Origin of the sequence: Streptomyces sp. ICC4, assembly GCF_003287915.1 — a bacterium.
Lineage (GTDB): Bacteria > Actinomycetota > Actinomycetes > Streptomycetales > Streptomycetaceae > Streptomyces > Streptomyces tritrimontium.
In genome coordinates this window covers 1,007,586-1,029,484 of record NZ_CP030286.1, presented here as the reverse complement: position 1 = coordinate 1,029,484, position 21,899 = coordinate 1,007,586, and the positions used below count along the sequence as shown (strand labels likewise).

Sequence of the window (21,899 nt, the reverse complement as noted above, 5' to 3'; positions counted from 1 at the left end):
CGGGCCGGCGTGCCGGCGTCCGTGCCGTTGCCGCCTCCCACGGATGTCGCAGGGCCCGCGCACGGCCGTAAAATGGGTGCGGGGGTGGTGGCCATGAGCGAGGAAATCGAGGGCGCTGCCGAGGAGTTCGAGCGGGCGGTCAGCCGGCTGCGCGGCGAGCTGCGGTCCGTCGCGGCCCGGGTCTCCCCCGGCGTCGAACCCCGCGCCGAGGAGCGGACCGCCGACCGGCACACCGCGGGCGGCGCGATGGGCAAGCGGTTCTCGATGTCCCTGTTCCTGGCCGAAACATCCTACGAGTCCGCTGTCGGCGCCGCCGCCGACGCGTTCGCCGCGGCGGGCTGGCGCACCGAGTCCCGCCGGTCCTTCCACGGGCATCCTTTCCTCAGGGCCACGCGCGAGGGGTTCGAGGCGGGTGTCGGCGCCGCGGGCCGCACCCTGCGGATCTCGGGCCAGACACCCGTGGTGTGGATCCACGCGCAGTGGGTACGTCCGCCGCGCGCGGCCACCCCGGAGACGCTGAAGCCCGGCTACCGGCTGTGCGCCGTGTGCGAGGGCTGGGGCTCGTGCCGCGCGTGCGAGGGCCTGGGCTTCGTGAACAGCCGGAGGTGCGCGGAGTGCGGGCTCGGGATGGACTGCCCGGACTGCCGGGGCACCGGGCAGGAGCGCGTGCGCCGGGTAGCCGGCGGCCGCTGACTCTCCTCGCCACTTTCAACGTATAGCGCACCAGGGGGCTTGCGGCAAGACCCCTGCCCTCCCGCAGAATCGCCGATCGTAGGCATGAGCGGCGGATGTTGATGGGAGTGCACGTTGATCGACGTGATCATTGCAGGCGGTGGACCGACCGGGTTGATGCTGGCGGGCGAGCTGCGGCTGGCCGGGGTGCGCACCGTCGTGCTCGAGAAGCTGGCCGAGCCGACCCTGCAGTCGCGCGGGCAGGGCCTGCACGCGCGCAGCGTGGAGATGATGGACCAGCGCGGCCTGCTGGACCGGTTCTCCGCGGTCAGTGAGAGGTTCCGGGTCGGCGGTCTCTTCGGCGGCGTCATGAAAGCGTGGCCGGACGGGCTGGACACGGCTCACGCGTACGGCCTGGCCGTCCCCCAGCCGGTCACCGAGCGGCTGCTCGAAGAGCGCGCCCTCGAACTCGGCACGGAGATCCGGCGCGGTTGCGAAGTGGTGGGGCTGAACCAGGACGAGGACGGGGTGAGCGTCACTCTGGCGGACGGTACGCGGCTGCGCTCGCGCTACCTCGTCGGCTGTGACGGCGGCCGCAGTGCGGTGCGCAAACTGATCGGCGTCGGTTTCCCCGGCGAGCCCGCCAAGGTCGAGACGCTGCTGGGCGAGATGGAGCTCACCGAGGATCCGGCGGTGATCGCCGCCGCCGGCGCGGAGGTCAACAAGACCCAGCCGCGGTTCGGGGCGGCCCCCCTCGGGAACGGGGTGTACCGCGTCGTCGCGCCCGCCGCCGGCGTGGCCGAGGACCGTACGGCCGCACCCACGCTCGACGAGTTCAAGGAGCGGCTGCGGGCCTTCACGGGCAGCGACTTCGGCGCGCACTCGCCGCGCTGGCTGTCCCGGTTCGGCGACGCCACCCGGCAGGCCGAGCGGTACCGGGCCGGCCGGGTGCTGCTGGCCGGGGACGCGGCGCACATCCACCCGCCGACCGGCGGGCAGGGGCTCAACCTCGGTGTGCAGGACGCGTTCAACCTCGGCTGGAAGCTGGCCGCCGAGGTCCGCGGCTGGGCGCCCGAGGGGCTCCTGGACAGCTACCACACCGAGCGGCACCCGGTGGGCGCGGCCGTGCTGGACAACACCCGTGCGCAGATCACCCTGATGGGGAGCGATCCGGGCGCGACCGCACTGCGCGCGCTGTTCTCGAAGCTGATGGACTTCGAGGAGGTGAACCGGTACGTGACCGGGATGATCACCGCGGTCGATGTCCGCTACGACGTGGGCGAGGGCCACGAACTGCTCGGCCGGCGGCTGCGGGACGTGGAACTGAAGCAGGGCCGCCTGTACGGGCTGATGCACGGCGGCCGCGGACTCCTCCTCGACCAGACCGGCCGCCTGTCGGTGGCGGGCTGGGCGGACCGGATCGACCACGTGGTCGACGTCAGCGAGGAGCTGCGCGAACGGGAGGTGCCCGCCGTGCTGTTGCGGCCCGACGGCCATGTGGTGTGGGTCGGTGAGGACCAGCGGGATCTGCTGGCCCGCCTGCCGCGGTGGTTCGGCGCCGCCACGGTCTGACCGCCCGGCGGCCGCGGTCATCGCGCGAGGAACTCCGCGACGGCCCCCACGAAGCGGTCGGCGTCGTCGAGCCAGGGGTAGTGTCCGGCTCCCGGCTGCACCACGAGCGCCGCGTCGGGGAACAGCTCCGCGAACTCGGCCGTCGTGGCGGGCGGGCTGTTGAGGTCGAAGCTCCCGGTGAGCAGCAGGACGGGGGCCCCGTGGCCGGCAAGCGCGGCCCGGGTGCCCTCCGGGTCGAAGGCGCCCTCGGCCGCGAACCCGGCCACGGCTTCCGTGTTGCTCGGCCGGCCGGCCGCGTGGTGTTCCCGCGCGGCCTCGTCCCACCGGCCGCAGAAGAAGGGGGCGATGGCGTCCCAGTCGCTGCCCGTTCCCCCGGTGATCGCTTCCAGCGCGGCGAACGCCGCCGGGAACCACGGCTCCCCCTGCCGCGACAGGGCGACCTCCCGTCGGGTCTCTCCCGCGATCGCGATGCCCACGGCGCGGGCACCGGGGCCGATCAGCGCGAGCCTGCCGGCCCTCTCCGGGTACCGGGCCGCGTACTGCGCGGCGATGTTCGCGCCGGCGGAGTGGCCGAGCAGGTCCGTCCGGGCCAGTCCGAGGTGCTCGCGCAGCGCCTCGACGTCGTCGACCAGCCGGTCGCACCGGTAGGAGGAGGTGTCTTCGGGAACCGCGGATCCGCCGGTGCCGCGAAGGTCCAGGACGATCAGGCGGCGGTGGGCGGACAGGCCGCCGAGATCCCCGAGGTAAGCGGAGTCCGCGGGACCTCCCGGGATGCAGACGAGCGGGTCGCCGTGGCCGGTCGCGCGGTAGGCGAGCCGGGTTCCGTCAGGGGCGGTGAAAGTGGGCATGACCGGGATCCTGCCATCCACAACCGGGTCGTACAACCCGGTTGTACAACCCGGTTATGCGGGCAGGGCGCCTGGTGTATAACTGGGTTGTGGCAGCCGACGAGAGCACGTACCGGACCCCCGAGACGCTGACCGAGGAACAGGCCGGGCGGATGCTCGCCGGCATGAACGAGGTCATCCGCGCCGGCGAGGAGATGCGCGCGCTGCGCGCCGAGATGATCAAGGTGTTCGCGAGCCTCGGCTGGACGCAGGAGCGCATCGCGCAGCTGACCGGCATGAGCCAGCCCGCCGTGTCCAAGCAGGTGGCGAAGCACCGGACCGAGGCCCCGGAGCCCCCGATGGGGCTGTCCCTCGACCAGGACGACGCGCCGTGGCTCGAGGGGCGGCTGTGGGGGCTCGCCGAGGTGCTCTCCGAAGCCTTCGGGGAGGCGGCGAGCTGCACCCCCTGCGTCGACGCCCTCGCCCGGGGGAGGAAGCGCCTCACGCCCCAGAACGTCGACGCGCTGCGCCGCCTCGTCGAAGCGGACCTGAGGGAACACCGGGCGGAGCTGCCCACCGGCTGCCGCGCCGCGTACGACGAGATCAGCCGCGGCCTCGACCTCCCCTCCGGAGCCGCCGCCACCGGGCCCGCGGCCGTGCGCCGCTCGCTCGCCCACCGGATCCAGCGCGACCGGATCGCTCAAGGCGCCTGAGCCGCTCCCGCGAAGCCCTCCGGGTTCTTCGGGTTCTTCGGGGTCCCTCCGGGTCCTCAGGGTCCGCCGGGGTGGTCCTCCGCTCTCACCCTCCCGACAACCGGTACGCGTCGAGCGCGAGGGTGAGCGCGATCAGGTCCCGGGGCCGCGACAGCGAGCGCGAGGTCACGTGCTCCAGCCTGCGCAGGCGGTTGAAGACCGTGTTGCGGTGGCAGTACAGGCGGCCGGCCGCCCGGCCGGCCGAACCCTCCGCGGCCAGCCAGGCGTCCAGGGTCTCGAGCAGCATCGCCCGGTCCGCCGGATCCAGCTCCAGCAGCGGTCCCAGTACCGACAGGACCAGTTCCGCCGAGAGCTCCGGCTGGCGGACCACCAGGGCCGTGGGCAGCCGGTCGGTCAGCTGCACCAGGGTCCGCTCGTCCTGCCCGCAGGTCCGCAGCGCCGTCTCCGCCAGCCGCCGTGCCCGGCCCAGTTCGGCCAGGCCCTCCACGGCCGGGCTGATCCCGCCCGGCCCCGGACAGCGGTCGGCCAGCTCCACCGCCAGATCGGCCGGCGAGCAGTCGCCCAAGGCAACGACCGCCAGCTCCCGTTCCGTGCGCATCCGCCAGAACAGGCGCATCCCGCGCGCCGCCGCCACCCGGTGCACGGCGTCGCCCCGGTCCGCGGGCAGCACCACCACCGCGTACCTCCCCTGCTCCGGCAGGTCCAGGGCCAGCGCCACCTGGGCGGCCAGCCCGGGCGACGCGTCCCCCTCCAGGAGCGCGTCCAGCAGGGCCTGCACCCTCTCGTCGCTGCGCCGGCGCATCTCCAGCTCCGCCGTCCGGTAGGCCTCGGCGGTCGCGGTCGCCTGCTGTTCGATCCCCGCCCACATGGCCCCGGCCGCACGCGCCAGTACGGGCAGCGCCTCCGGGTCCTTCTCGGTGACGATGTCCAGCAGGGCGTCCCAGGTGAGCCGCCCCGCCCTGCGGTACGCGTAGAGCAGCAGGTCCAGCGGAAGCCCCTGCTCGGCCCGCCTGCGGCCCAGCTCCTCGGCGTACGCGAGGTCCTTGCGCGGCGCGGACCTCCGCGCCGCGAACGCCTCGATCCCGTAGTGCATGGCCTCGCTGACCTGCTGCCAGTGCTCGTCCCGGGGCACGGCGAGGTCGAACAGCGGCGAGTGCTTCGCCAGGTCCTCGATGAGCTGGTCGGTGAGTCCGGGGATGCCGGCGATCAGTACGTCCGCTGCCGACAGCAGGACCGACCATTCCTGTTCCGTGCGCGTTCTGCGTCCGCCCATGGGCGCCGAGGATGTCATCCGCATCCGCCCCCGTCAGCGGCCCGCGCAACAGGTCTGTGCGTTTGCACAACGCGGTTCGGCCGCCGCTGGTCATCCGCAGCGATTCCGCTTCCGACCGTGGACGGCGGCCCTGCCCGGTGCTGGTCTGTGCGCCAGCACAAGGTCCCGCGGAGGAGAAGAACAGAGGAGAAGGGAGAGTACGTGGCTTCGCTACAGGTGCGTGCGCTGTCGGCCGGCTACGGGCCGGTCCGGGCGCTGCGCGCCGTATCGCTCGACGTGCCCGCCGGAGCGGTGGTCGTCGTCCTGGGCGGGAACGGGGCCGGAAAGTCGACGCTGCTGCGCGCCGTGTCCCGGACGCTCCCGTTCCACCGGGGCGCCGTGACGGAGGGGACCATCAGCTTCGACGGCAGGCCGCTCGACGGGCTCGGCCCGGACCGGGTGGTCGCCGCCGGTGTGGTGCAGGTTCCCGAGGGGCGGCAGGTGTTCACGCGGATGACCGTCGCGGACAATCTCCGCGCCGGGGCGCTGGGCGGCCGTTCGGGGTCCCGCGCGGACACCGCCCGGTCCCTCGCCCGGGTGCACGAGCTGTTCCCCGTACTGGCCGAGCGGGCGCGCCAGCGCGCCGGCCTGCTGTCCGGCGGCGAGCAGCAGATGCTCGCCCTGGGCCGGGCGCTGATGGCCCGCCCCCGCCTGCTGCTCCTCGACGAGCCCACCCTCGGGCTGGCCCCCAAGATGGCCTCCGCCATCGCGGAGACCGTCACCGAGATCAACGCCTCCGGCACTTCGGTGCTCCTCGTCGAACAGAACGCGGCCCTGGCCCTGCGCCTGTCCTCCCACGCCTACGTGCTGGAGGTCGGCGAGGTCACCCTGGACGGCCCGGCCGCGGAGCTGGCCGCCTCGGACGAGGTCCGCCGACGCTATCTCGGCATCACCGACGAGGCCGCGCCCTCGCGGGCACCGGCCGGGGCGCAGGCACCTGACGGGGCGCCCCGCACGCTGCGCAGGTGGTCCGCGTGACCGGGTCCTGGTCGCCTCCCCCGCCGCTCGAGGTCAGCGGGGTCACCGTCCGCTTCGCGGGCCTGACCGCCCTCGACTCCGTCTCCTTCACCGTGGACCCCGGCAGCGTCCACGCCGTCATCGGGCCCAACGGGGCGGGCAAGTCGACCTGCTTCAACGTGCTCTCCGGGGTGTACCGGGCCACCGCCGGCAGCGTCCGCTTCGGGACCGCCGAGCTCACCGGCCTCGCCCCGCACGACGTCGCGGCCCTGGGCGTCGCCCGGACCTTCCAGAACCTGGCGCTCCCCCCGCACACCACGGTCGCCGACAGCCTGCTCCTGGGCCGCCACCGGCTGATGCGGTCGGGGTTCCTGGCCGCCGGACTGCGGCTGCCGGCCGCCGCGCGCGAGGACCGCCTGCACCGTGAACGCGTACGGGAGATCGCCGCGTTCGTCGGCCTGGAGGGCGACCTCGGGGCGCCGGCGGGCTCGCTCCCGTACGGAAAGCAGAAGCTCGTCGAGCTCGCCCGGGCCCTGTGCATGGAGCCCCGGCTGCTGCTCCTGGACGAACCCGTCGCCGGCATGACCGCGGACGAGCGCCACCGCACGGCCGCCGTCATCGCCGGCGTCCGTGACGGCCTCGGAATCTCGATCGTGCTGGTCGAACACGACATGGGGGTGGTGATGCGGCTCGCGGACGCGGTGACCGTACTCGACTTCGGCAGGCGCATCGGCGGCGGGACCCCCGCGCAGGTGCAGAACGACCCCGCGGTGATCCGCGCGTACCTCGGAGAGGAGGACCCGGCCGCGTGAGCACCTTCCTCGAACTGCTCTTCGGCGGAATTTCGATGGGCAGCGTCTACGCGCTCATCGCCCTCGGCTTCGTGATCATCTTCAAGGCCACCGAGGTGGTCAACTTCGCCCACGCCTCGCTCCTGCTGGCCGGCGGGTACGTCACGGCGACCCTGCACGAGGAGATCGGTTTCTGGCCCGCCCTCGCTGCCGGCACCCTGGCGGCCGCCGCGGTCGGCGCGGCGATCGAGTTCCTGGTGATGCGGCGCTACCGGGGTCAGGACCAGAGCGTGCTGGCCATCGTCACCATCGGCGTCGACATCCTCCTCATCACCGACCTCACCCGGCGCATCGGCACCGACGTGCTCCCGCTCGGCGACCCGTGGGGCGACCGCGTCGTGCACCTGGGCCCCGTCACGCTGGCCGAGACCCGGATCGCCGCCATCCTGGCCGCCGGTCTGCTGATCACCGTCTTCCTGCTCGTGTTCCGCCACACCTCGTGGGGGGTGGCGATGCGGGCCGCCGCCGAGAAGCCCGAGACCGCCGCGCTGATGGGCGTGCGCCTGGGCCGGGTCTCGCTCGCGGCCTGGGCGGTGGCCGGGGCACTGGCCGCCGTCGCCGCGCTCTTCCTGACGGTCTTCCCGACGCCCGGCCTGGAGCGCGCCACCTCCCTGGCCGCGCTCAAGGCCTTCCCCGCGGCGATCCTGGGCGGCCTCGACTCCACGACCGGCGCACTGGCCGGCGGCCTGATCGTCGGGGTCACGGAGGCGCTGGCCACCGGGTACCAGGGCCAGCTGGCCTTCCTCGGCCGGGGCATCGGCGACCTCGCGCCGTACGTGGTGATGGTCGCCGTCCTCCTGGTCCGCCCGGCCGGTCTGTTCGGTACGAAGGAGCTCGCCCGTGTCTGAGACCACGACCGCCCGGCCCGGGCGGCTCCGGGCCCGGACGGTGTCGGCGGCCGTCCTCGGCGCGGTGCTGCTGGCGCTGCCCTTCTACCTCGACCGGTTCTGGCTGCAGGCAGGGCTCTTCGCCATGGCCGCGGCCATCGGCGCCATCGGGCTCAACCTGCTGACCGGAGCCACCGGACAGCTGTCCATGGGCCACGCCTTCTTCCTCGCCGTCGGCGCGTACGGCTACTGCGCGCTGGCCGGGGACGGCAGCACGGTCGGGGGCCACACCCTCGTCGGGCTCGGCCTGCCCAGCTGGCTCGCCGCCCTCCTCGCCGTGGCGGTGGCCGGGGCGGCGGGCGGTCTGTTCAGCCCGATCGCGGGCCGTCTGAGCGGCGCGTACCTCGGTATCGCCACCCTCGCGCTGATCTTCATCGGCCAGCACCTGCTCTTCAACGCGACCAGTCTGACCGGCGGCTTCAACGGCCGTGCCGTGGAGCCGCTGTCCCTCTTCGGCCTCACCTTCGACGACACCGAGACGGTCGTCGCCGCCGTCCCCCTGCAGTCGGCCGAGAAGCTCTGGTACGTGGCCCTGGCCGCCCTCGTCTGCGGCGCCCTGTTCGCGCGCGGGATCCTGCGGGGCCGGCCCGGCCGTGCCATGAACGCCCTGCGCGACCACCGCATCGCCGCCGGGGTGATGGGAGTGCCGGTGGCCCGGACCCGGGCGGCCGTGTTCGTCCTGTCGTCCATGTACGCCGGGCTGGCCGGCGTACTGCTCGCCCTGGTCTTCCAGCGCACCGTGCCCGACTACTTCGGCATGGTCCTGTCCCTGGAGTACCTGGCCATGATCGTCATCGGCGGCCTGGGCACGGTCGCGGGCGCCGTGGTCGGTGCGGCCTTCGTCTCCCTGCTCCCCGCGATCCTCACCCGCTACAGCGACGCCCTCCCCCTGGTGTCCGCCCCCGGAACCGGCGGGGTCTCCCCGGGCGAGGCCTCCCGCTACCTCTACGGCGCCGCCGTCGTCGCGGTCGTCCTCTTCCTGCCCGGCGGCCTCTCCCGCATCAGCGGCACCATCCGCATCTCCCGGACCCGGACCTCACTCCCCAAGGAGCCCACGTGAACAGAAGCAGGCTCGGCACCGCGGCCCTGGCGGCCGCCCTCGTCCTGACCGGCGCCGCCGGGTGCAGCAGCAAGGCCAAGAGCGGTTCCGAGGACAAGCCCGCGGCCGGCGGGGTCAAGGCCGGCGCCGGGGTGAGCGACACGGCCATCCGGCTCGGCGCGCTCACCGACATGACCGGCGTCTACGCCTCGCTCGGCAAGAGCGTCACCCAGGGCCAGCAGCTCTGGGCGAAGCAGACGAACGCGGCCGGCGGCATCTGCGGCCGCACGATCGAGCTGACGGTGCGCGACCACGGGTACGACCCACAGAAGGCCCTGGCCGCCTACACCGAGCTGGAGCCCACGGTGCTGGGCTTCACCCAGTTCATCGGCTCCCCGTTCGTCGCCGCCGTCAAGCAGCGGATCGACGGCCAGGACAAGGCCCTGGTGATCCCGCAGGCCTGGTCCGCCTCGCTGCTGGGCAGCCCGTACATCCGCACGGTGGGCGCGACGTACGACATCGAGACCATCAACGCCATCGGCTATCTGCTCGACCAGAAGCGGATCGCCTCGGGCGACAAGGTCGGGCACGTCTACTTCGAGGGCGATTACGGCGAGAACGCGCTCACCGGGGCCAAGCACGCGGCCAAGGAGGCCGGGCTGACCATCGTCGAACAGAAGATCAAGCCGACCGACAACGACATGACGGCCCAGGTCGCCGCCCTCAAGCAGGCCGGGGTCAAGGCCGTGGTCATCAGCGCCGGCCCCCGCCAGGCCGCCTCGCTCGTCGGGGTCGCGGCGGCAGGCGGGTGGAACGTGCCGTTCGTGGGCAACAACTCTGCCTTCTCCCCCCAGTTGCTGGCCACTCCCGCGGGCGCGGCCCTGCAGAAGGACTACTACGTCGCCTCCTCGGCCCTGCCGATCGGCTCGCCCGAGGCGGGTCCGGCCGCCCTCGCCGGCGCGTACAAGGCGGAGTACCCGGACGCCGGCCTCGACAACGGCGTGGTGGCCGGATTCACCGCCGGCTCGCTGTTCGGTGAGGTACTGAAGAAGGCCTGCGCCGACAAGGACCTGACCCGCGAGGGGATCCGCAAGGCGCTGCTGAGCCTGAACTCCCACGACAACGGCTTCGGCATCACCCACGACTTCTCGGACCCCAAGGCCCCTTCCACCCGGCAGAGCGTGATCCTGAAGCCGGACGCCACGGTTCCCGGCGGCATGAAGGTGGTGAAGGAGGCCGCGACGGCGCCGGCCGCCGCGAAGTTCGCGCCCACCCCCTGAGGGAGCGCCACCGGGGCCGTGCCAGGTCCCGCCCCGGCCGGGGCGGGACCTGGCACGGTCCGCGGACCGGCTCCGTGACAGGCTGAGGGCATGCCGACGAGCCGAGCGAACACGTCCGACCACCACACCACAGGCCTCAGTGCGGCCGGGCTCCCCGCCGCGGGCCTCGACACCACCGGCCTCCACACCGGCGGCCTCCGCCCCTGGTCGGACGGCGTCCCGGTGCACGGCGACCTCATGGCGGCGAAGGCGCTCGTCTACGACCCCTGCCGGTTCGCCTGCTCGCAGCCGGTGCCCGAAGCCGAGGGCGCCGCGTACGCTGCGCACGCCTTCACCCTCGACGGGCTCCGCGTCCGGTTCCGCGCCGCCAAGACCACCCCGACGAAGGCCGGGCAGTTCGTCACCGTGTGGCAGCGGTCCCCGGCCGGACCCATCCGGCCGTTCGACGCCGCCGACCCCGTCGACCTCTTCGTCATCGCCACCCGCGAGCCCGGCCGCTCCGGCCAGTTCGTCTTCCCCGTCGCCGCGCTCCTGCGGCACGGAGTCGTATCGGCGGACGGCGTCGGCGGCAAGCGCGCCTTCCGCGTCTACCCGCCCTGGGTGACCACGGCCAACCGGCAGGCGGGCCTGGCCCAGGCATGGCAGCTGGAGCACTTCCTGCACGTGCCCCAGGACGCGCCCGCCGACCGGGAGCGCGCCAGGACGCTCTACCGCCCGTAGGTCCTACGGAACACCCTCCTCGATCTCCCCGCCGTGCCTGGCCAGGGCGATCACTCCGGCGCCGATCAGGACAAGGCCGAGCAGCTGGGGGACCAACCACCAGTGGCCCCGCAGGTGTTCCTCGTACAGCAGCACGCCGAGCGCCACGCTCACGCCCGCGTCGCCGAGGGTCAGCGCCGGCTGTGAGGCCACCAGCGGGCCGCCCTGCATGGCGTGTTCGAGGAGCAGCAGGGCGCAGATGCCGGTCGCGCCGAAGGCGTACGTCTCCCAGGTCGTCAGGAAACCGCCGATGCCGTCCTCGTCGAGCACGTGCACGGCCGATTTCATCAGGGCCGCCGTGAGCGCGTAGCAGACGGCCGTGGCCGCCCCGAGGCAGCCGGCCCGCATCCGGCCGGGGGGCCGCCGCAGCCCGACCGCCGACAGCAGCGCCACCGCCACCGCGCACGCCGCCAGCGCCAGGACCCAGCGGTCGAAGGGGACGTGCGTGCGGTTCCCGGACGGCGAGGCGGCCCCCAGCGCGATCCCGAGCCCGGCCACCACCGCGGCGACGGCGAGCCACACCGCCCCGGGCAGCCGGCTGCGCGCCACCAGCGAGGCGATGAGCAGCGCGAACGGCAACTCCAGTACGAACAAGGGCTGTACGAGGGCCAGCGCACCGGTGGCGAGCGCCGCGGCCTGGCCGGCGCCGGCCGCGATCACCGCCAGGATCCCGCCGATCCACACGGGACGGCGCAGCAGGTCGAGGACGAGACCGAACCGGAAGCCGTCGCTCTGAGGCACGGTGAGCGCCGCCCGCCGCTGGAGCACGGTCCCGAGCGCGTTGCTGAGCGCCGCGAACAGCGCGAAGAGGACCGGCAGTACGAAGCCCATGCCCCGATCCTCACCGCATCCGCCGCGGCGCCCCCGCCCCGACACCGCCGCGCGCCCACCGGGTGCCGCTCATTCCCCCGACCGGTCCCACGGTCAGCCGCGGCCGAAGCGGTGCCAGGGGCGGGAGCGTACCGTTTCGGGCGCCGAGGTCGGTGGTGCCGAAGTCGGGGAGCCCGCTGCCGCGGGGACCGGGACGTGGAGGATTCCGGCCAGTTCCTCGCAGAGCGATCGGCCCAGCCGGGCAGCGTTCGCCTCGAGGGCGTACACCGCGTACTCCGACAGACCCGCTTTCCACAACGCGACGGCGAAATCCCGGTAGAGCTCGGGAAACATCCACCCGGCACCCCGGACGACGGTATGGGCCTCCCCGGTCAGCGAGTCGTCGCGCAGGCGTCTGAGCAGCTGGATCACCTCCGCGACCGGAGCGGCCCGGGTGAACTTCCCCAGCGCTTCCTCGACCTGACGGCCGAGCCCCGCGGCGGTCATGGCACTGACGGCCGCTTCGGGCAGGGCATGGCCCCGCACGATGCCCAGGACGGCATCCGACGACAACTCCCCGACCGCGTTCCGCACCGGGCTGTCGGCCGACCGCAGTAGCCCCGACAGCACGGCGGTATCGAGCCTGGAGCTCGCCTGGAGGTAGCTCAGGCGTCGTACCGCCGCCAACGGATCGGCGGCCGCCAGCTGGCCCAGGACGACGTGGGCCACGTCATGGGCACCGGCAGCCCTCAGCTGCCTGAGCACCTCGGCGAGCGGACCGTTGGGGAGAGCGGCCAGCCGCCCGCTCACCTCCCGGTGGTCCCTGCCCGCCGCGTGCAGTGCCCGGATGAGCTCGACGCGCCGCGCGTCGTAGTCCCAGGACGCCGTGTGGCCGTGCTGGGAGACGGGGCTCTCGGGCAGGGCTTCCAGTACCCGGGACCGGTCCCTCGGGCTGCCCAGCTCCTCCAGCAGGATCAGCAGTTCCGCGATCTGCGCTCCGGGGCGGCGCGCGGCATCGCTCAGGAGCCGGATGGCGTCGAGCGGACGGCCCATCGCCCGGAGCGCCTCGACCAGGGCGACGGTCTGTGCCACGGGGTGCGCCTCGGCCGCCTCCTGCAGCAGGTACAGCATCGCCTCCTCGTGGCCGTCGCCCCGCAGCACGTCGGCCAGCACGACGACGGCCTCCACCGACAGCCAGGTGGCCGCCTGCCCCAGCACCTCCAGGGCCCGCTCCCTCATCCCGGCCGCCCACAACCCGTCGCACAGCCGCGCGATCCCCTCGGCCGTCGCGGACTCCCCGACGGCCAGGCGCAGCAGTCGCCGCGCGTCCTCCGGTCGGATCCTCTCGCCCAACAGCTTGAGCACGCGCACCAGTTCCGCGGGGCGCCAGACGACCACGGACGGCGTCCGGAGGTAGAGCTCAAGGGCCTCGGCCTGGCGCCCGATCGTCAGCAGTGCTCCGGCCAGCCGCGTGGCCTCCTCCTCCGAGGACGTGGCCGCCGCGTGCAGGACGCGTTCGGCTTCGGCATCCAGCTCGGCCGACCAGAAGGCCCCGGCCAGCCCGAGGATGGTCTCGGTCGACCGGAGGCGGCCGATCGCCGTCGTCAGCAGCAGTTCCGCTTCGCGGGCCTGCCCGGCTGCGCGCAGGGCCTTGACGGTCCCCGCGACGTCCTCCGCGGCCCGCTCGGCCGCCAGCAGGGCCAACCGCTCCGGGTCGTGTCCGTGGTCCGCCGTGTGCAGCGCGACGACGCAGGCCGCGAGGTCGTAAGGGTCCCGCTCGGCCGCCGCGGCGGCCAGGACTCCCTGCGCCTCCTCGTCCCGCGCCCCGGCGCGCAGTACCCAGACCAGCGCCGCCACTTCCTGGGCCGGGCGCAGTACGGCTGCCAGTGTCAGGAGTCGCTCCGCCGATGCGGGGTCCGTGTCCCGCAGGCGGGCGGCGTACTCGGCGATCTCGCTGGGCCGCGCGCGCAGCACGGGGCGCAGGTCGTCCGGCACGGGGTGGGCCGGGCGCGGCTCCGGACGGGCGGCGGGGCCGATCCCGTAGCGGTTGCGCGCGAAGGCGATGCGGCTGGTGTTGCTCACCCGCTGCTGCGGGATCGGCCGCCCCTTCGCCCTCAGTTCGGCGAGCATGTGGTCGTAGACCCGGCCGACCTCGATGACCTGGCCGCCGCCGGGCAGGCCGTGCTCCAGCAGGTGGATGAGCTCGCCGGTGAAGGCCGTGTACGGCTCGTCGTCCAGCCACAGGGCCTCGCGGGTGGCGGCGGACGCGGTCAGCAGGTACGAACCGGCGATCCGCGTCTGTTCCGCGAGCGCCACGGATTCGGTCGTGGAGCCGCCCATGGCGCCGGCCATGGCCAGTCCGCTGTAACAGCAGTCCAGGATGACGACCTTGTTCAGCTTGCCGGAGGCCTGGCGGATCTCCCTGCGCAGTTCCTCGTAGCGGAGCGACGAGTAGGACCGCTCCGGGTCCGAGGAGGGCAGGGTCAGCAGCAGTTCGTCGGAGTCCGGATCGCTGAGGCCGTGGCCCGCGTAGTACACGAGGAGCGTGTCCGTGGCCCGTTGGGCGGCTTCCCGGACGGCGTCCAGGACCTGCCCGGCCGACGACGGCTCGGGCAGGCGCACACAGTGGCCCGGCGGCAGGCCCCAGATGCCCGGGTCCTCCAGCAACCGGCCCAGCTGTACGAGGTTGTTGGCGACCGGGGGAATGTCCCCCAGCCCCGTACCGGCATAGGTGGAGGTCCCGATGAGGACCGCGTACGAGGCATGGGGGTCGGCGAGTTCCACGGCTAACCGTCTCCCGGGGCCGCCGTGTCCGGTGCCGCGGGGAGCGCGGGGGGATCGGGTGCTCCGAGGGGAGCGGCCGCCGGGGGCTCGGACAGTGCCGCGATCAGCGCGCGCACGGCCTCGTCCGAGCCGTTCTCCAAGGTCACCGACACCCCGTCGGAGGCCCGGGTGAAGGTGAGGGCGGCCCGGCCGCGGCGCGCTCGGCGCCACGTGGCGTAGGCCAGGGCGAAGTTGGCGACGGCCATCGTATGGGTCAGCACCACGTTGACGACTTCCAGGCCGCCGCCCATGGACCCGGTCGGCGGCTCGCCGGAGAGCCACACCTCGTCCGGCCCGTCTTCGTCGGCGCGCAGCCAGCGGAAGAGGTCGCGCAGCTCCGCGGCCTCGTCGGTGTCGGACACTCCGATCGTCAGCTGCACTCTTCCGTCCCCCGTCCGGCAGGCATCGACTCCCGGCCGATCCTCGCACAACTCCCTTGGCTTCGGAGGCGGTCGAATCGGCCGGGACCGGGTTCGCGGGCGGGGTCTCAGACCACCGTCACCGGGTGGCGGACGACCGCGTCGAAGAGGTAGCCCTGGGTGTTGTGGGCGGCCGTCGCGGGCTGCGTGCGGCCGGTGGCGTCCGTGGCCCGGGCCAGCAGGGCCGTCGCCCCCGGGGTCCGCGGGGTCCACGGCAGCGACCAGCGCACCCAGCCGCCCCGGCGCGGGACGTCGTGGAGCCGGGCCCGCCGCCACCGGGCGCCTCCGTCGGTGCTGACCTCCACCTGGTGCACCGGGGCCGCGCCGGACCAGGAGCGTCCGGTCAGCAGCTTCGTGCGGTGCGCGGGCACGGTCGCGCCCAGCTCCAGCTCGAAGGCGCTCTTGAGGGTCTGCCGGGTCAGGGGCGCGCTGCCCTGCGGCGGATGGTCGGGCCCGAACAGCCGGTACAGGTCGGTGTTCCACGGCGTGTACAGAGGCTGCCCGCTCACCTCGATGTCCCCGACCCACTTGATCGAGGAGATCCCGATCCAGTCCGGAACGACCACCCGGACCGGCCCGCCGTGGTCGGCCGGCAGCGGCTCGCCGTTCATCTCGTACGCGAGGATGACGTCGTCCAGCGCCTTCGACACCGGCAGCGGGCGCCGCACCCGCCCCAGGTTCACGCCGTTGGTGACCACCTCGTCGTCCAGGCCCCGGGGCAGCACGTCCACGGCCGCGCGGGTCACCCCGGCCCGCCGCAGCACGTCGGACAGCCGGGCCCCGCGCCAGCGGGCCACGCCGATCGCGCCGAGGGTCCACGCCGTCCCGGTCACCGTCTGGCCCTGCTGGGTGGTGTAGAAGCTCCGGCCGTTGCCCGCGCACTCGATGAACAGCGTCCGCTCGACGGCGGGCAGCGCGCGCAGCCGGTCGTACGAGAACTCCACCGGCCCGCCGGACAGCGCGTCGCCCCACACCTTCAGCCGCCAGCCGGCCTGGTCGAGGCGCGGAGTGGCGGTGTGGTTGCGCACGAAGAACCGGTCGACGGGGGTCAGTTGGCCCGTGCCGCGCAGCGAGGCGAACTTCGTCTCCGCGTTGGTGCCCCGGATCGTGAACAGTTCGGGCGGCAGCGGCTTCACGATCCCGGGCAGCACGGCGGTGGCGGCGGAGCCCGCCGCCGGCACGGCCTGCCCGGCTCCGGCGGCTTCCGCGGCCTCCGCTGCTTCGGCGGCTCCGGCGGCGCCCAGGCCGAGGGTGCCGGCCGCGGCTCCCGCCGCGAAGAGCCTGAGCAGGTCGCGGCGGTCCACTCCGGCCGAGCGGGCGCGGCCGCGCGCCCACTGGCGCAGGCGCGCACGGTCGTACTGGCTCTCGTCGGACAGGTCGAGGGGCATGGCGGGACACTCCTTGATCGCGATTCCCGACGGACCCTAGGAGTCGGGCCCCGCGCACGGGAACCGCCTCGCCGCGATGGCCACGAACCTGCAACACGGCCGCAATGCCGGACCGGGATCGGCGGGGGCTCGGTGCCGGTCGCGGGGCGGTGCCGGTCTCGGCGCGGTGCCGGGCGCGCCTCCGTGTCACACCGCAGGGCCGCCGCCGGGAACCACCAGGCCGCTCTCGTACGCCGCCACCACGGCCTGCGCCCGGCTTTCCAGTCCCAACTTGCTCATCGTGCGGTTGACGTGGCTCTTCACCGTCGCCTCGCTGATGAACAGCCGCCAGGCGATGTCCGCGTTCGCCAGCCCCCGGCCGACCAGCTCCAGTACCTCGACCTCCCGTCCGGTCAGCGCCTCGAGCGCCTCGGCGCCCGTACCGCGCCGGTCGCCGGCGCCGCCGTCGCGGCCGGTGCCCCGCAGGGCGAACGCCTCGACGAGCCGCCGCGTGACCGTCGGCGCGAAGAGCGCGTCGCCGCTGCCCACGGCGGTGATCGCGGCGAGCAGGCGCCGCGGACCCGAGTCCTTGAGCAGGAAGCCGGAGGCGCCGGCCTTCAGCGCCCCGTAGACGTACTCGTCGAGGTCGAAGGTGGTGAGGATGAGCACGCGCGGCTGGGGCGGCGGGACCTCGGCGAGGATCCTGGCGGTGGCGGTGATGCCGTCCGTGCCGGGCATCCGGATGTCCATGAGGACGACGTCCGGCCGGGTGAGGAGGGCGAGTTCGACCGCTTCGGCGCCGTCCGCGGCCTGACCGGCGACCTGGAATCCGGGTGCGGCCTCGAGCAGGCCCACGAGGCCGGCCCGGATGAGGAACTGGTCGTCGGCCACGAGCACCCTGAGCGGCGAGGATCCGCTCATGCCGGGCGCTCGTCCCGGGGTACGGTCCGCGCGGAGGTCGGCAGGGTGAGGCACACCGCGTACCCTCCCCCGCCGCGGGGCCCGATGCCGATCGTCCCCCCGTAGAGCTTGGCCCGCTCGCGCATGCCGATCAGTCCGTGCCCGCTCCCCGGAGCCGCTCCGGCCGGACGCCCTCCCTCGGCGTTCCCCTGCCCCCGCCCGGCGCCGTCGTCGGTGACGGTGACGCTTATGTGGTTGGGCCGGTAGTCGAGTTCGACGCTCACGCTGGCGTGCCGGGCGTGCTTGATCACATTGGTGAGCGCCTCCTGGACCACCCGGTACGCGCACAGCTCCACCCCCGGGGCCAGCGCCCTCGGTTCGCCGGTGACCCGCAGCTCGACCGGTACCCCGACGGCCCGGACCCGCTCGGCCATCTCCGCCAGCCGGGACAGCCCCGGCATCGGCTCGTCACGGTCTCCCGTCCCGGCCCAGCCGAGCCCGTCCTCGGGGTCGTCGGTCCGCAACAGCCGCAGCATCCGCCGGAGTTCGTCGAGCGCCTCGGCGCTGGTGTCCTCGATGGTGTTCAGAGCGGCGAGCGCGGTGGCGGGCGCGGAGGAGAACACGAAGCCGGCCAGGCCGGCCTGCACCGAGATGACGGCCATGTGGTGGGCCACGATGTCATGCAACTCCCTTGCAATGCGCCCGCGTTCCTCCGCGACCTCCCGGCGGGCCCGCTCGTCCCGCTCCAGCCGCAGCTGCCGGGCCAGGTCGGTCGAGCGGCGGGCCATCAGCCCGAACCGCCAGAGCACCGCCGGGAAGACGACGGCCTGGGCGACGACGGCGGCCATGGAGCCGCCGCCGGGTCCGTTCCCGAGGAGGCCTCCGTAGATCCAGATGGCGCCCATCAGGGCGGCGCACGCGAGTGAGGTCCGCCGTGGGCAGAGCGCCGCGACCGTGTACACGGCGAGCATGGGACCGAGGCAGTTGACCACGGGCCAGTAACCGGCGGTGACGTACACGCACCACGAGAGCTGCACGAACAGGCACACCGCGAGGGGCGCCTTCGTCCGGACGGCGCCCGGCACGTTGACCAGCCCCACGAGCAGGTACGCCGCGAGGTCGAGCTCCGGCCAGCCCTGCTGCGCCGCCTCCTGGCCCAGGAGCACGGCGACACCGGTCTGCGCGACGGCCGTCAGCACGTCCATGGAAGAGGGGCGGATCCGCATCGCCGCAGCGTAGCCCGAAGATCGCGAACGCACCTCCGACCCGGTCCGGGAGAACGGCCCGATGACGAGGGTCCGGGAGCGGAGGTACGAGGCCGCGTGTCAGGCCGCGTGCGCGAGGACCCGCTCGATGGAGTCTCGTACCGCGTCGTCGGTCTCGTCGACCAGATGCCGGCCCAAGGCCTCCCTGTGCCCGGGCGCCATATGCCACTTCCCCTGGTCGGTGGTGATCATCAGGACGGCCGCGAGCGAGCGGATCTCGGGGACGGGATCCGCGAGTGCCGCGCCGAGCAGGTCCCGGCCGGGTTCCCCCTGGGCGGCCAGGGAGCGGAGGATCGCCTCGCGGACTTGTGAGTGGGGCTCCCCCCTCAGCGCCCGCAGCAGGGTGTCCGGGAGGTCGGCACTCGGGTCCGGGAGGGTGGCGAAGGTGTGGGCGGCGGCCCGGCGCCTCGTCGCGCGTCGGTCCTCCAGGAGGGTGGCCACGAGCTCGGCCTCGCTGCCGGCCATCTGGTCGGCGAAGCGGTGGAGGTTGCGGTGTCCGGCCAGGACGAAATCGAGCCACCGCTCGTACCAGGACAGGAAGTCGGAGTCGGCGTGGAAGCGGGGAGCGAAGAACCCCTCGTCGTTGGCCTCGACCAGGCGGCCCCGCCCGGGGCCCGTGACGACGAGCGCCGTGAAATCGCTGCAGCCTCGGTGGACGACCGTGAGGGTGCCGGGGAACGAGCCCGTGAAGTCGCCCCGGCCATCGAGGCCATCGGGGTCCGGGTCGGGGACGATCGGGAACGGTTCGGTGAGCCGCTGCGCACCGCCCCGGCCGACCCACCGCTCCATCGGCAGCAGACCGTACGTGGGGCCGTACCCGCCGTGCCCGATGCGGGTGAGGAACTGCCGGAACTCCTCGGGCAGCCGGACCCCGTGGCTGTCCTCGAAAGCCGAGATCTGCGCCTCGGTCAGCACGGGGCCGAGAACGACCTTCTCCGTGTCCGGGAGTTCGGAAAGCTTGGTGCGGATCCGGTTGATCGTCGCGTCCACAGGTACTTCTTCTCACGTCGGAAGGGAGTGCTGGAACGAGTATCCAGGAGACCCGTCCCGCCCGACGATCCGGGGCCGAAGCCTGTCGGGCCGGAGCCGTCCGGACCGGAGCCCTCCGGGCCGGCCGGTGTCGGCCGGCCGGCCCGGAGGCGGCCTCGTCAGACGAGGTCGAACCGGTCCAGGTTCATCACCTTGTCCCAGGCGGCGACGAAGTCCCTGACGAACTTCTCCTTCGCGTCGTCGCTCGCGTAGACCTCGGCGAGCGCGCGCAACTCCGAGTTCGACCCGAAGACCAGGTCCGCGCGGCTGCCGGTCCACTTGACCGCGCCCGTCGCGGAGTCGCGGCCCTCGAAGGTGTTCGCGTCCTCGGACGTCGCCTTCCACGTCGTGCCCAGGTCGAGCAGGTTGACGAAGAAGTCGTTCGTCAGCGAACCGGGGGTCGTGGTCAGGACGCCGAGCGCCGACTGCTGGTGGTTCGCGCCCAGGACGCGCAGGCCGCCGACGAGGACCGTCAGCTCGGGGGCGCTCAGGTTGAGCAGGTTCGCCTTGTCGAGCAGCAGGAACTCGGCCGGCAGCCGGTTGCCCTTGCCGAGGTAGTTGCGGAACCCGTCGGCGGTCGGCTCGATCGCGGCGAACGACTCCACGTCGGTCTGCTCCTGCGAAGCGTCCACACGGCCGGGCGTGAAGGGGACCTCCACCGTGATGCCGGCGTCCCTGGCCGCCTGCTCGACGCCCGCGGCGCCGGCGAGCACCACCAGGTCGGCCAGCGAGATCTGCTTGCCGCCGCCGTGCGCCGAGTTGAAGGACTCGCGTACGCCTTCGAGGGCGCGCAGCACCGTCGCGAGCTCGTCGGGCTCGTTGACCTCCCAGCCGATCTGCGGCTGGAGGCGGACGCGCGCGCCGTTGGCGCCGCCGCGCTTGTCGCTGCCGCGGAAGGAGGAGGCCGAGGCCCACGCCGTGGACACGAGCCGGGACACGGACAGGTCCAGGGCGAGGACCTCCCGCTTGAGGGCGGCGACGTCCTCGGCGTCGACGAGCGCGTGGGTCACGGCCGGGAGCGGGTCCTGCCACAGCAGCGTCTCGGCCGGGACCTCGGGGCCGAGGTAGCGGACCACGGGGCCCATGTCGCGGTGGGTCAGCTTGAACCACGCGCGGGCGAAGGCGTCCGCGAACTCGGCCGGGTTCTCGTGGAAGCGGCGCGAGATCTGCTCGTACGCCGGGTCGAAGCGCAGCGACAGGTCGGTCGTGAGCATCGTCGGGGCGTGGCTCTTCGACGGGTCGTGCGCGTCGGGTACGGTGCCCGCTCCGGCGCCGCCCTTCGGCCGCCACTGGTGGGCGCCGGCGGGGCTCTTGAACTGCTCCCACTCGTAGCCGAACAGGATGTCGAAGAAGGTGTTGTCCCAGGTGATCGGGGTGTTCGTCCAGATCCCCTCGAGACCGCTGGTGATCGCGTCGCCGCCCTTGCCGGTACCGAAGGAGTTGGCCCAGCCGAAGCCCTGCGCCTCGATCGGGGCGGCCTCGGGGTCGTCGCCGACGCTCTCCGCGGGGCCCGCGCCGTGGGTCTTGCCGAAGGTGTGGCCGCCCGCGATCAGGGCGACCGTCTCCTCGTCGTTCATGGCCATCCGGCGGAAGGTCTCGCGGATGTCGCGGGCCGCGGCGATCGGGTCCGGGGTGCCGTTCGGGCCCTCGGGGTTGACGTAGATGAGGCCCATCTGGACCGCGCCGAGGGGGCTCTCCAGCTCGCGGTCCCCGGTGTAGCGCTCGTCGTCGAGCCAGGTGGTCTCGGGGCCCCAGTAGACGTCCTCGTCGGGCTCCCAGACGTCCGCGCGGCCGCCGCCGAAGCCGAAGGTCTCGAAGCCCATCGTCTCCAGGGCGACGTTGCCGGTGAGGATCATGAGGTCGGCCCAGGACAGGCTCTGGCCGTACTTCTTCTTGACCGGCCACAGCAGGCGGCGGGCCTTGTCGAGGTTGCCGTTGTCCGGCCAGCTGTTGAGCGGCGCGAAGCGCTGCTGGCCGGCCCCGGCGCCGCCGCGGCCGTCGCTGATCCGGTAGGTGCCGGCGCTGTGCCAGGCCATGCGGATCATGAGCGGGCCGTAGTGGCCGAAGTCGGCCGGCCACCAGTCCTGCGAGGTGGTCAGCACCTGCGCGATGTCCCGCTTCACGGCCGGGAGGTCGAGCGTGTTGAACGCCGCCGCGTAGTCGAACTGTTCACCGAGGGGGTTGGCCACGGCGGGGTTCTTGGCGAGGATCTTCAGGTTGAGGCGCTCCGGCCACCACTGCCGGTTTCCGCCGCCCTGGGTCGGGTGCGGGGCGCGCTCGTGCGCGACGGGGCAGCCCCCCGAGCCCTCCGCCTTCGCGTCCGTGACGATTGCATCGTGGTTCTCAGACATGGAAATCCTTCCGGACCGGACCATGCGGTCACGGTGATCAGGAACTGCATGTGGTGGAACATTCGG

General features: G+C 73.5%; 19 protein-coding genes. 9 read left to right on the top strand and 10 right to left on the bottom strand.

The genetic code is table 11. From position 1 onward, the window contains the following. The first annotated feature begins 93 nt into the window (after window positions 1-93). Entirely contained in the window at window positions 94-693 is a 600-nt protein-coding gene (locus tag DRB89_RS04735; RefSeq protein ID WP_162688471.1) for a hypothetical protein, read from the top strand. A 114-nt stretch (window positions 694-807) separates the two neighbouring features. Then, complete coding sequence (rox, locus tag DRB89_RS04730) at window positions 808-2,244, top strand: rifampin monooxygenase (RefSeq protein ID WP_112447723.1); 1,437 nt, start codon at window positions 808-810, stop codon at window positions 2,242-2,244. Between the two features lie 17 nt (window positions 2,245-2,261). On the opposite strand, the gene DRB89_RS04725 is transcribed toward rox, so the two are convergent. Beyond that, window positions 2,262-3,092 carry an alpha/beta hydrolase gene (locus DRB89_RS04725; protein ID WP_112447722.1) on the bottom strand — a complete coding sequence of 277 codons (831 nt, stop codon included), beginning with the start codon at window positions 3,090-3,092 and terminating at the stop codon, window positions 2,262-2,264. Between the two features lie 89 nt (window positions 3,093-3,181). On the opposite strand from DRB89_RS04725, the gene DRB89_RS04720 reads away from it, so the two are divergent. Further along, entirely contained in the window at window positions 3,182-3,784 is a 603-nt protein-coding gene (locus DRB89_RS04720; RefSeq protein ID WP_112447721.1) for a sigma-70 family RNA polymerase sigma factor, read from the top strand. Window positions 3,785-3,869: 85 nt separating this feature from the next. Here DRB89_RS04720 and DRB89_RS04715 read toward each other — a convergent pair whose 3' ends face one another. Then, entirely contained in the window at window positions 3,870-5,057 is a 1,188-nt protein-coding gene (locus tag DRB89_RS04715; protein ID WP_112447720.1) for a helix-turn-helix domain-containing protein, read from the bottom strand. 201 nt (window positions 5,058-5,258) lie between these two features. On the opposite strand from DRB89_RS04715, the gene DRB89_RS04710 reads away from it, so the two are divergent. The 6 genes from DRB89_RS04710 (at window position 5,259) to DRB89_RS04685 (ending at window position 10,830) form a co-directional block, all read left to right on the top strand. Then, window positions 5,259-6,074: an ABC transporter ATP-binding protein gene (locus DRB89_RS04710; protein WP_112447719.1), complete on the top strand. Its 816-nt coding sequence runs from the start codon at window positions 5,259-5,261 to the stop codon at window positions 6,072-6,074. After that, window positions 6,062-6,865 carry an ABC transporter ATP-binding protein gene (locus DRB89_RS04705; RefSeq protein WP_112447718.1) on the top strand — a complete coding sequence of 268 codons (804 nt, stop codon included), beginning with the start codon at window positions 6,062-6,064 and terminating at the stop codon, window positions 6,863-6,865. The genes DRB89_RS04710 and DRB89_RS04705 overlap by 13 nt, the downstream gene beginning before the upstream one ends. Then, window positions 6,862-7,752 (top strand): branched-chain amino acid ABC transporter permease, encoded by an 891-nt coding sequence (locus DRB89_RS04700; protein WP_112447717.1) that lies wholly within the window; start codon window positions 6,862-6,864, stop codon window positions 7,750-7,752. The genes DRB89_RS04705 and DRB89_RS04700 overlap by 4 nt, the downstream gene beginning before the upstream one ends. A 40-nt stretch (window positions 7,753-7,792) precedes the next feature. Further along, window positions 7,793-8,851, top strand: coding sequence for a branched-chain amino acid ABC transporter permease (locus DRB89_RS04695; protein ID WP_239516736.1), 1,059 nt, complete (start codon window positions 7,793-7,795; stop codon window positions 8,849-8,851). Further along, complete coding sequence (locus tag DRB89_RS04690) at window positions 8,848-10,110, top strand: ABC transporter substrate-binding protein (RefSeq protein ID WP_112447716.1); 1,263 nt, start codon at window positions 8,848-8,850, stop codon at window positions 10,108-10,110. The genes DRB89_RS04695 and DRB89_RS04690 overlap by 4 nt, the downstream gene beginning before the upstream one ends. A gap of 237 nt (window positions 10,111-10,347) precedes the next feature. Then, a complete protein-coding gene (locus DRB89_RS04685) occupies window positions 10,348-10,830 on the top strand; it encodes a MepB family protein (RefSeq protein ID WP_239516735.1) in 483 nt (160 codons plus the stop codon). A gap of 3 nt (window positions 10,831-10,833) precedes the next feature. On the opposite strand, the gene DRB89_RS04680 is transcribed toward DRB89_RS04685, so the two are convergent. The 8 genes from DRB89_RS04680 to katG form a co-directional block, all read right to left on the bottom strand. Then, the gene (locus DRB89_RS04680) at window positions 10,834-11,700 is read right to left on the bottom strand and encodes a DMT family transporter (protein WP_112447714.1); all 867 of its coding nucleotides are present in this window, start codon (window positions 11,698-11,700) and stop codon (window positions 10,834-10,836) included. Window positions 11,701-11,793: 93 nt separating this feature from the next. Next, complete coding sequence (locus DRB89_RS04675) at window positions 11,794-14,463, bottom strand: caspase family protein (protein ID WP_162688470.1); 2,670 nt, start codon at window positions 14,461-14,463, stop codon at window positions 11,794-11,796. Between the two features lie 2 nt (window positions 14,464-14,465). Continuing rightward, window positions 14,466-14,882, bottom strand: coding sequence for a hypothetical protein (locus DRB89_RS42705; protein ID WP_162688469.1), 417 nt, complete (start codon window positions 14,880-14,882; stop codon window positions 14,466-14,468). Window positions 14,883-14,989: 107 nt separating this feature from the next. After that, window positions 14,990-16,309: a sulfite oxidase gene (locus tag DRB89_RS04670; protein WP_112447712.1), complete on the bottom strand. Its 1,320-nt coding sequence runs from the start codon at window positions 16,307-16,309 to the stop codon at window positions 14,990-14,992. A 186-nt stretch (window positions 16,310-16,495) separates the two neighbouring features. After that, entirely contained in the window at window positions 16,496-17,209 is a 714-nt protein-coding gene (locus DRB89_RS04665) for a response regulator transcription factor (protein ID WP_112463214.1), read from the bottom strand. Further along, window positions 17,206-18,414: a histidine kinase gene (locus DRB89_RS04660; RefSeq protein WP_112447710.1), complete on the bottom strand. Its 1,209-nt coding sequence runs from the start codon at window positions 18,412-18,414 to the stop codon at window positions 17,206-17,208. Before DRB89_RS04660 ends, DRB89_RS04665 begins: the two co-directional genes overlap by 4 nt. Window positions 18,415-18,513: 99 nt before the next feature. Further along, complete coding sequence (locus DRB89_RS04655; protein WP_112447709.1) at window positions 18,514-19,443, bottom strand: SMI1/KNR4 family protein; 930 nt, start codon at window positions 19,441-19,443, stop codon at window positions 18,514-18,516. Between the two features lie 158 nt (window positions 19,444-19,601). Continuing rightward, window positions 19,602-21,833, bottom strand: coding sequence for a catalase/peroxidase HPI (gene katG / locus DRB89_RS04645; protein ID WP_112447708.1), 2,232 nt, complete (start codon window positions 21,831-21,833; stop codon window positions 19,602-19,604). Window positions 21,834-21,899 lie beyond the last annotated feature (66 nt).

Coding starts and splice junctions, on each gene's coding strand:
- DRB89_RS04670 (WP_112447712.1), bottom strand. CDS start 16,309: ATGCCCCTCGACCTGTCCGACGAGAGCCAGTACGACCGTGCGCGCCTG.
- DRB89_RS04660 (WP_112447710.1), bottom strand. CDS start 18,414: ATGCGGATCCGCCCCTCTTCCATGGACGTGCTGACGGCCGTCGCGCAG.
- DRB89_RS04685 (WP_239516735.1), top strand. CDS start 10,348: ATGGCGGCGAAGGCGCTCGTCTACGACCCCTGCCGGTTCGCCTGCTCG.
- DRB89_RS04680 (WP_112447714.1), bottom strand. CDS start 11,700: ATGGGCTTCGTACTGCCGGTCCTCTTCGCGCTGTTCGCGGCGCTCAGC.
- DRB89_RS04665 (WP_112463214.1), bottom strand. CDS start 17,209: ATGAGCGGATCCTCGCCGCTCAGGGTGCTCGTGGCCGACGACCAGTTC.
- DRB89_RS04725 (WP_112447722.1), bottom strand. CDS start 3,092: ATGCCCACTTTCACCGCCCCTGACGGAACCCGGCTCGCCTACCGCGCG.
- DRB89_RS04715 (WP_112447720.1), bottom strand. CDS start 5,057: ATGGGCGGACGCAGAACGCGCACGGAACAGGAATGGTCGGTCCTGCTG.
- katG (WP_112447708.1), bottom strand. CDS start 21,833: ATGTCTGAGAACCACGATGCAATCGTCACGGACGCGAAGGCGGAGGGC.
- DRB89_RS04735 (WP_162688471.1), top strand. CDS start 94: ATGAGCGAGGAAATCGAGGGCGCTGCCGAGGAGTTCGAGCGGGCGGTC.